General features: G+C 71.7%; 12 protein-coding genes. 4 read left to right on the top strand and 8 right to left on the bottom strand.

All coding sequences use genetic code 11. The annotated features are described in order from the left end of the window. On the bottom strand, positions 1 to 430 hold a 430-nt coding region (locus tag V3N99_22095; protein MEO3939409.1), incomplete at its 3' end, for a LysR family transcriptional regulator. Positions 431 to 521: 91 nt separating this feature from the next. Between V3N99_22095 and V3N99_22090 the strand changes: the two genes are divergently transcribed. Then, the gene (locus V3N99_22090; GenBank protein ID MEO3939408.1) at positions 522 to 1,697 is read left to right on the top strand and encodes a TDT family transporter; all 1,176 of its coding nucleotides are present in this window, start codon (positions 522 to 524) and stop codon (positions 1,695 to 1,697) included. On the opposite strand, the gene V3N99_22085 is transcribed toward V3N99_22090, so the two are convergent. From V3N99_22085 to V3N99_22065, 5 genes are all read right to left on the bottom strand, one after another. Further along, positions 1,694 to 2,302 carry a uracil-DNA glycosylase family protein gene (locus V3N99_22085; GenBank protein MEO3939407.1) on the bottom strand — a complete coding sequence of 203 codons (609 nt, stop codon included), beginning with the start codon at positions 2,300 to 2,302 and terminating at the stop codon, positions 1,694 to 1,696. The two genes, V3N99_22090 and V3N99_22085, sit on opposite strands and share 4 nt — an antisense overlap. 153 nt (positions 2,303 to 2,455) lie before the next feature. Then, the gene (locus V3N99_22080) at positions 2,456 to 2,956 is read right to left on the bottom strand and encodes a DUF302 domain-containing protein (protein ID MEO3939406.1); all 501 of its coding nucleotides are present in this window, start codon (positions 2,954 to 2,956) and stop codon (positions 2,456 to 2,458) included. An 11-nt stretch (positions 2,957 to 2,967) separates the two neighbouring features. Continuing rightward, on the bottom strand, positions 2,968 to 3,747 hold the full coding sequence (locus V3N99_22075) for a sulfite exporter TauE/SafE family protein (protein ID MEO3939405.1): 780 nt from the start codon (positions 3,745 to 3,747) through the stop codon (positions 2,968 to 2,970). Continuing rightward, complete coding sequence (locus tag V3N99_22070; protein ID MEO3939404.1) at positions 3,747 to 4,016, bottom strand: rhodanese-like domain-containing protein; 270 nt, start codon at positions 4,014 to 4,016, stop codon at positions 3,747 to 3,749. The genes V3N99_22075 and V3N99_22070 overlap by 1 nt, the downstream gene beginning before the upstream one ends. After that, entirely contained in the window at positions 4,013 to 4,843 is an 831-nt protein-coding gene (locus V3N99_22065; GenBank protein MEO3939403.1) for a GntR family transcriptional regulator, read from the bottom strand. The genes V3N99_22070 and V3N99_22065 overlap by 4 nt, the downstream gene beginning before the upstream one ends. 73 nt (positions 4,844 to 4,916) lie before the next feature. Between V3N99_22065 and V3N99_22060 the strand changes: the two genes are divergently transcribed. Together V3N99_22060 and V3N99_22055 are read left to right on the top strand one after the other, a co-directional pair. Next, a complete protein-coding gene (locus V3N99_22060; protein MEO3939402.1) occupies positions 4,917 to 5,120 on the top strand; it encodes an FAD-binding protein in 204 nt (67 codons plus the stop codon). Positions 5,121 to 5,269: 149 nt separating this feature from the next. Then, positions 5,270 to 5,698, top strand: a complete 429-nt coding sequence (locus tag V3N99_22055; GenBank protein ID MEO3939401.1) for a hypothetical protein — start codon at positions 5,270 to 5,272, stop codon at positions 5,696 to 5,698. Positions 5,699 to 5,735: 37 nt separating this feature from the next. Here the strand turns inward: V3N99_22055 and V3N99_22050 are convergent, their stop codons facing one another. After that, positions 5,736 to 6,002 (bottom strand): metal-sensitive transcriptional regulator, encoded by a 267-nt coding sequence (locus tag V3N99_22050; protein MEO3939400.1) that lies wholly within the window; start codon positions 6,000 to 6,002, stop codon positions 5,736 to 5,738. Positions 6,003 to 6,066: 64 nt separating this feature from the next. Continuing rightward, positions 6,067 to 6,447 carry a thioredoxin family protein gene (locus V3N99_22045; GenBank protein ID MEO3939399.1) on the bottom strand — a complete coding sequence of 127 codons (381 nt, stop codon included), beginning with the start codon at positions 6,445 to 6,447 and terminating at the stop codon, positions 6,067 to 6,069. 228 nt (positions 6,448 to 6,675) lie between these two features. On the opposite strand from V3N99_22045, the gene V3N99_22040 reads away from it, so the two are divergent. Beyond that, complete coding sequence (locus V3N99_22040) at positions 6,676 to 8,097, top strand: MBL fold metallo-hydrolase (protein MEO3939398.1); 1,422 nt, start codon at positions 6,676 to 6,678, stop codon at positions 8,095 to 8,097. Positions 8,098 to 8,136: the final 39 nt, after the last annotated feature.

The following is an 8,136-nucleotide window of genomic DNA, read 5'->3' as shown; positions in this document are numbered from 1 at the left end:
CGGTGACGGCGTCGATGACGTCCTGGGAGTTGCCGGGGAACACGTTGAGGCTGGTGTCGGGGTGGGTTCGCCGCAGCCGGCTGGCCCACACCGGCAACAGTGCTTCGGAGATGGTGTTGCTGGCTGCCACGCTGACCGTGCGACCCGGTGCGCGCAGGACCAGGACCCCTTCCTCGAGCTCGCGAGCCGCGTCGAGGACGGTGTGGGCCCAGGCCAGGACCAGCTGCCCCTGCCCGGTCGGGGTGACCCCGGTGGTCGAGCGCTGCAGGACCGCGAACCCGAAGAGCGCCTCAGCCGCGGTGATCCGAGCGCTGATGGCCTGCTGGCTCACTCCCAGCTGTCGGGCCGCCGCGCCCATGCTGCCGGTGCCGGCCGCAGCGACCACGGCCGTCAGCTGCTCGAGGGACGGGACATGGGTCAGGTGCGACACGACGCGAGACTACCTCGCCACAACCGCAGTTTGTGACCCCACAGTGGTGAGTGGGGTACCGCGAGGGCGATCTGCCGCTGATGCTGAAGGCATGACGATCTCATCTTTCGCTCCCGCCACAACCGGGCCCGGGCCGTACCGGGCCTGCCGGGCCTACCGGGCCTACCGGGCCGACCGCGCTGCTCGTCCTGCGGTCGCGGCTCTCGCTCCGGCCGGCCCGGTCTGGTTCTCGTCCGTCATGGGCACAGGGATCCTGGCGACGCTGCTGGGCCGCGAGAGCGCCCAGGTGCCGGTGCTGCTGGTGCCGGCGACTCTCCTGCTGGGGGTGGGGTGCCTGCTCCTGCTCGGCCTGACCGCAGGATTCGCCGCGCGGGTGATCCAGGACTGTGACGTCTTCACCGCCACGATCCGCGACTCGGCGGTGGTCCCCACCTGGGGCACGGTCTCGATGGGTGTGCTGGCCGTGGGGGCCGCCGTCCTGACCGTGGTGCCCCAGCTGGGTGCCCGCACGTCGTCGGGGGACCCCGCGGGATGGGTGGTGGTCATCGACGCGGGGTGCTGGGCCCTCGGGACCGCACTGGGGGTCGTGACCGCCTTCGGCTTCGCTGCCGTGCTGGTCAAGCGCGATGTGGGTCACCCCGTTCCGGCGTGGGGGCTGCCCATCGTCCCACCCATGGTCTCGGCGACCACGGGAGCGGCTCTGGTGCCTCACCTCGCCACGTCGGGAGCCCGGCTGGTCCTGCTCGTGGGCGTCGTGGCCTGCTTCTTCCTCTCGCTGTTCCTCGGGGGGCTGGTCTTCGCGATCGCCTACCACCACCACTGGCGCACGCTGGCCCTGCCGGTGCCGGCGTCCTTCTCCTCGTGGATCCCCCTCGGCGTGGTGGGCCAGTCCATGGCCGCGGCGCAGGTCATGGTCGCCCAGAGCGCTCCCCTGCTCACCCCGGCGGCGGCGGCGGCGGCCCGTCAGCTCGCCGACGCCTACGGCTACGTGATGCTCGCGGCGAGCGTCCCCGTCATCGGGTACGCCGTCCGCATGAGCGTGCGGGGGGCTCGCGCCCGGATCGCGTTCGTCCCCGGCTGGTGGGCCCTCACCTTCCCCATCGGGACCCTGGCCCTGGGCACACGCCTACTCGGGGCCTCCACCGCCAACCCGGTCATCAGCGGTCTGGGCGACGCCGCCATCGCCGTCCTGTGCGGTACCTGGCTGCTCTGCGCCGGGGCAACCGTCCGCGCGGTGATCACGAGGGAAGCGGCGGTAGCGGGCTAGAGACCGCCGAGCTCGCCCGCCCGCCGAAGGGCGTTGACGATGCGCTCTCGCTGCTCACGCCGGTGTCTGCCGTTCGCCGGCGAGGGGTGCAGGGCCGCGAGGACCGGGCGAAGGACCGGGCGCGGGTGGAGGGTGAAGTAGCGCATCAGCGCCTCGAGCGGCACGGACCCCAAGGCGACGACTGCGCGCAGCTCGACCATGGCCGTCAACAGCTCGTGGAGCCCCTCACGTGCGTCGTCGAGCTCAGCCCTGCCCGGCGGCCTCCGGGCGGAGGGAGGCGCCGCCTCGTCAGGGGCGTGGGCTCGGGCCCACGGGATGACGTTCCAGCGCAGGTAGTCGGTCCGGGACAGCCCGGACTGCTCACGACAGGACACGAAGAACCGAACCGAGCTGCTGGGCCCGTCTTCGCCACAGACCGCCTCGGCTCCCATCGCTGCCGTGACCGGCGCCGGCTGCTCCATCAGCACGAGCAACCGTGCGCCCAAACCACCGCCGGCAGGGTCAACCGAGGGAACAACCCCCCGCTCCGGGTGCTGCGCGGCCACCATTCGCCAACGGGCCAGTAGCACCTCCACCCCCCGCTCGAGGTCGTCTACGTCACCCATCCGCCCATTCTCACCCCGGGATGCGCCTGAAGCCGCCGCTCTCGACGAGGGCCTTGCGATGTCGTTGGTGCGGTTGCGGATCTACTGCGGCGCCACGTCACCCGGGCTGGAGAGGGGCGGGGCGTCACCCGGTCAGGCACCCTCGCGAGGCGGTCAGGCGGTCAGAGTGGCAAGGGCCGCGGTCAGCCGCTGCGCCGCATCGGTGGCCACGTCGGCGAGGGCGGCGTTACCGGTGAGCTCCACCATGATGCCGGGGTCCATGGCCTCGACGAGCGTGGTGTTGTCGTCCAGGGCCCGGACGGCGACGTTGCAAGGCAGGAGCAGCCCGATGGACGGCTCGGCCTGCACCGCGGCGTACGCGAGCGGGGGGCGGCAGGCGCCGAGGATGACCTGGGCGGGGATGTCGGCGTCGATCTTTGCCTTGAGGGTGGCGGCGAGGTCGATCTCGGTCAGGACGCCGAAGCCCTGCTCGGCCAGGGCGACTCGGGTCGCCTCCAGGGTCGCGGCGAACGGGTGGTGGATGGTGGTGCTCAGGGCGTAGCCCATGGCGTACTCCTTCGGTGGTGGGTGGGGCGGACGGGTCGAGGTGGTGCCGGGACGGCTGAACAGGTCTGGGGCGGGTGGCGGGCCGGCGAGCGCGCGAGTGACCCCCATCCCGCGGGCCTTCACACCGCCAATCCCGCTCGGATGGCGACGTACCCGGCGACGGCAACCAGCAGGGCGGCGAAGGCGCGGGTGAGGCTGGTGCCCGAGATGCGGTCGGCCACCCGCTTGCCCGCGAGGGACCCTGCGATGGCGGCGAGGGTGAAGGGGACCACGACGGCCCACGGTACCGCGCCGCTGCCGAGCCGCTCGATGAAGGCGCCGAGGCTGGTGATGGAGATGACGACCAGTGACGTGCCCACGGCGACGGGCATGGTGAAGCCCATCGCCAGCACCAGGGCCGGGACGATGAGGAAGCCGCCGCCGACGCCGAGGAAGCCGGTGAGGAAGCCGACGACGAGCGCGGTGATGACAATACGAGAGGCAGCCCGCAGCCCCCGGGGGCGTCTGCCGTCCTCGTGCTCGCCGGGTGCGGCGGAGGAGTCGGAGCGGGTGCGCGCGAACATCGCGAGGGCGGCGACGATCATCAGGGCGGCGAAGGCCAGGAGCAGCACCTGGGGGTTGACCAGGCGGTTGACCGCCGAGCCGCCGACGGAGGCGGCGACGCCGAGGACTCCGAAGATCCCCGCGGCCCGCCACTGCACCCGGCCGGCCCGGGCGTGCCCGACCGTGGCGGTGATCGCGGTGATGCCGACGATGATCAACGAGGCGGTCGTGGCCTCCTGCGGTGGCTGACCGAGGGCGTAGACCAGCACGGGCACGGTGAGGATGGAGCCGCCGCCGCCCAGCGCACCGAGGGAGAGACCGATGACGACCCCCCCGAGGATGGCGAGGGCAAGCATCACATCACCCTTCCGGGGCTCTCGCCGTCGGAGACGACGGGCAGTCCGGCGGCCTGCCACGCCTGCCTACCGCCGGTGAGGCTCGTCGCGCGCACCCCGGCTGCCGTCAGCGTGGCGACGGCCCGGGACGACCGCGCGCCGGAGCGGCAGACGGCGATGACCGCGCGTCCGGAGGAGAGGGCAGCGGGGTCGAGGAGGAGAGCCCCGCCGTCGCGAACACGCTGTGCGGCCGTCGTCGGGTCGATCTCGGGCTGGTGGGTGGGGGTCATCGTGGTCTCCGTCGGTTGGGGGTGGTTGGTGGGGCCGGGAGTGCACGGGCAGGCGCCATCCGGTAGCCGGTGGTGCGCGAGAACTCGGCGCTCACGGCGAAGCGGTCACCACGGACGAGGGTGCGGCGCAGCTCGGTCGGGATGCCGCCCAGGCAGCCGATCCGCTCGATGGACAGGGCAGCGGTGTGCGTGTCCACGCCCAGCAGCCGGCGCTCGGCGGCGGTGGGGATGACGGCGCGGACCTGCTCGCGGCCCCCGGTGAGGTGGATGCCGCAGCGGGCGGCAAGCTCGGTGTACAGCGCCGTGTGCGTGAAGTCGGCCTCGAGCAGGGGTCGGGTGAGCGCTGCGGGGAGCCAGGCGTGGTCGTGGGCGAGGGGCTCGTCGCCGGCCATCCGACGCCGCTCGAGGTGGAGCAGGGCAGCCTGGGGCGGCAGGGCGAGCAGGCCGGCGACCTCGGGGTCGGTGACGATCTCGAGAGCGAGCACCTCGCTGCGCTGCGCCAGCCCGGCGGCCTCGACCGAGGCGTAGAGCGAGTAGAGGGCGCCGAGCGGCTGCTGGATCAGTGCCGGGTCGGCGACCGTCGGTGGGCGGCCCCGTGACCCCACCAGCACCCCGTCGGTGCGCAGGCCACTCAGGGCCTGACGGACGGTCTGTCGGCTGACGCCGTACTCGTCGCGCAACGCCATCTCGCCGGGGAAGGCGCGGGGACCGCTGAACTCGCCGGCCTCGACCCGCAGGACGAGGTCGTCCCTGACCTGAGCCCACAGCGGAAGGGGGCTCGTGCGATCGAGTGGCCGCGTGGGCTGAGGGGATACTCCTGGGGGCATAACCCGAGTATAGTCACTTGTACGTACATCCGTATACCAGCCGTCTCCGACCGCTTCTCGCGAAGGAGTGGGCATGTCGCCATGCACGAGTCACCGGGTCGTCGTCATCGGCGGAGGCAACGCCGGCATCGCCGCCACCGCCCAGCTCCAGCGCGCAGGCGTGGAGGACATCGCCGTCATCGAGCCCTCGAACACGCACCACCACCAGCCGCTGTGGACTGTCGTCGACGGCGGTTGCGCGCCGGCTGCGGTTGCGCGCCGTCCCAGGCCGACGTGATGCCGAAGGCCGCCCGCTGGATCCGTGACCGCGCCGAGCAGGTCGACCCCGACCCGCAGGTCGTGACCCCGGGCTCGGGCCAGGAGGTGGGCTAAGACCACCTCGTCGTCGCCCCGGGCATCCAGCTCGACTGGCAACGAATCCCCGGCGTGGCCGCCGCCCTCGAGACTCCGTCCGTCTTCAGCAACTACCGCTTCGACCTCACCGCCCGGACCTGGGAGCGGGTCCGCGATCTGCGGTCCGGGACGGCGGTGTTCACCATGCCGAGCGGCCCGATCAAGTGCGCCGGCGCCCCGCAGAAGATCGCCTACCTCGCGGCCGACTACTGGCGCCAGCAGGGCGTGCTCGACCAGATCCGCGTCGTCCTCGTGCTGCCCACGCGCGGAACGCGTGGTGGGCACCGTGAAGTCGACGCGGCTGGTCGTGTCGGTGGTCGCCTTCGCCGCTCTCGTGGCGTGGCTGGTCGCCAAGTCGACCTGGGAGGGGGCACACCTGCGGGAGCGTTTCCCGGGCTACGACGACTACGCCTCGAGGACAGCGCGATCTTCCCGCGGTCGGTCCGCCGACCTGGGCGGTGAACAGGGACGCGGTGCCGCGGGACGATCGTGGTGCGGGTCAGGCCAGCGTGAGGAAGAGCTTCTCCATCGTGGCCTGGTCCTCGGCGTTGATGCCCTCGGGCGAGGTGAGGCATGTGCGCATCCCCGAGGAGACGATGGCGAACCCGGCGCGATCGAGGGCGCGGTTGACCGCGGCGAGCTGCATGACGACGTCCTTGCAGTCGCGACCCTCCTCGATGAGGCGGATCACGCCACCGAGCTGTCCCTGTGCGCGGCGCAGGCGGTTGATGACCGGGGTCATGTCGTCGTCGTTGAGTGTGACCATGAGGTCTCCTTCAGGTGGTGGGGTTGGGGCTCGAGCGGTGTCCGAGCGTGCCGGGGGTGGGGAGTCAGGCGGTGACAGGCGATCCTTGCGTTGCTTTGGCCACCCGTGCGCGGACGTCCTCCATGTCGAGCGCCCGGACCCCGGCGATGACCTCGTCGAGTCCGGCGGCCGGAAGGGCTCCGGGCTGGCTGAAGACCATGATCTTGTCACGGAAGGCCATCAGGGTGGGGATCGACGTGATGCCCGCGGCCCCGGCGAGGGCCTGCTCCGCCTCGGTGTCGACCTTGCCGAAGACGATGTCGGGGTGCTTCAGCGACGCCGCCTCGTAGACAGGGGCGAACATCCGGCAGGGCCCGCACCAGGAGGCCCAGAAGTCGACGAGGACGATCCCGCCGGCGTTGACCGTCGTCTCGATGGTGGCTGCGGTCAGGTTCTGGGTGCTCACGGAGTGCTCCTTCTGAAGCAGGGACGAGGTGGAGGTGATACCTCCAGGGGCATCAAGGCCACGGCGGAGCCGACTATTCCACCAGACGTCGAGACGCCCACAGCGTCTACCCCATGGGGTACATCCGAGCCTAGTTGCTCGACTTGGTTTATGCCCCCGGGGGTACTACTATCGAAATGTCGCAAGTACCCCCGAGGGTATACGCCACCCACGAGCAGGAGTCCCTACATGACGAACGAGATCACCCCCCAGCCCACCATCGTCCAGATCGAGACGGCGTCGCTCGGTGACCGGTCGTACCTCGTCCACGACGGCGAGGTCGCGGTCGTCGTCGACCCACAGCGCGACATCGACCGCGTGCTCGACCTCGCGGCCGAGCACGGAGTGCGGATCACTAACGTCTTCGAGACGCACATCCACAACGACTACGTCACCGGCGGCCTGGCGCTCGCGCAGGCCACCGGGGCGACGTACCACGTGAATGCCGACGACCCGGTGACCTACGAGCGGCACCCGGTGCGTGGCGGCGACGTCGTCGAGGTCTCGCTGCGGATGCGGATGCGGGTCATCGCGACCCCGGGCCACACCTACACCCACCTGTCCTACGCCCTCGAGACCAGCGACGGTGCGAGCGGCGAGAACGACACCGTGGCCGTCTTTACGGGCGGCTCGCTGCTCTTCGGCGCGACCGGGCGCCCCGACCTGCTCGGACCGGACCACACGGACTCGCTGGTCCGCCATCAGTACGCCTCGGCCCGGCGCCTGGCCCACGAGCTGCCGGCGCACACCCACGTCATGCCCACGCACGGCTTCGGCTCCTTCTGCTCCTCTGGCTCGACCGGCGACGCCACCGAATCGACCATCGGCGACGAGCAGACCCGCAACCCCGTGCTCACCGAGCCGGAGCAGCAATGGATCGACGAGACCCTCGCCGGCCTCGACGAGTACCCCGCCTACTACGCGCACATGGGCCCCGCCAACACCGCCGGCCCGGCACCGGCCGACCTCGGCGCCCCGCACCCGGCCGACAAGGAGACCCTGGCGGACCGCCTCGCCGCCGGTGAGTGGGTCGTCGACCTCCGCACCCGCACCACCTTCGCGGCAGGTCACGTCACGGGCACCCTCAACTTCGGCCTCGACGGGCAGTTCGCCACCTACCTCGGGTGGCTCATCCCCTGGGGCACCCCGCTGACCCTGCTCGGAGACACCCCCGGACAGGTCGCGGAAGCCCAGCGGGAGCTCGTCCGCATCGGCATCGACCACCTCAAGGGAGCCGCTACCGGCACCCCGACCGACTGGACCGACGCGTCACCAGCCTCCTTCCCTCGGGCCGACTTCGCCGACCTCGCGCAGGTGCGCCACCACCGGCCCGTCACCGTCCTCGACGTGCGACGGGCCAGCGAGTACGACGAGTCCCACATCGAGGGAGCCGTCAACCTCCCCTTGCACGAGCTCCTCACCCGGCTGTCCGAGGTCCCCGAAGGGGAGGTCTGGGTGCACTGCGCCAGCGGCTACCGCGCCTCGATCGGCGCCTCGCTGCTCGCCGCCCGCGCCAACGCCACCCACGTCGTCGCCATCGACGACAGCTACGGCGAGCACGCCGCCACCGCCGGCCCGCTCGTCACCACGGCCGACGACGTCGCCGGCTGACCCTCCGACCCCGCACGACCCCACCTTCAGGAGAGAACC

The sequence above is a fragment of the Dermatophilaceae bacterium Soc4.6 genome (assembly GCA_039889245.1).
Taxonomy (GTDB): Bacteria; Actinomycetota; Actinomycetes; order Actinomycetales; family Dermatophilaceae; genus Lapillicoccus.
Note: the sequence above shows the minus strand (reverse complement) of the source record. Positions and strands in the feature narration are given on the sequence as shown.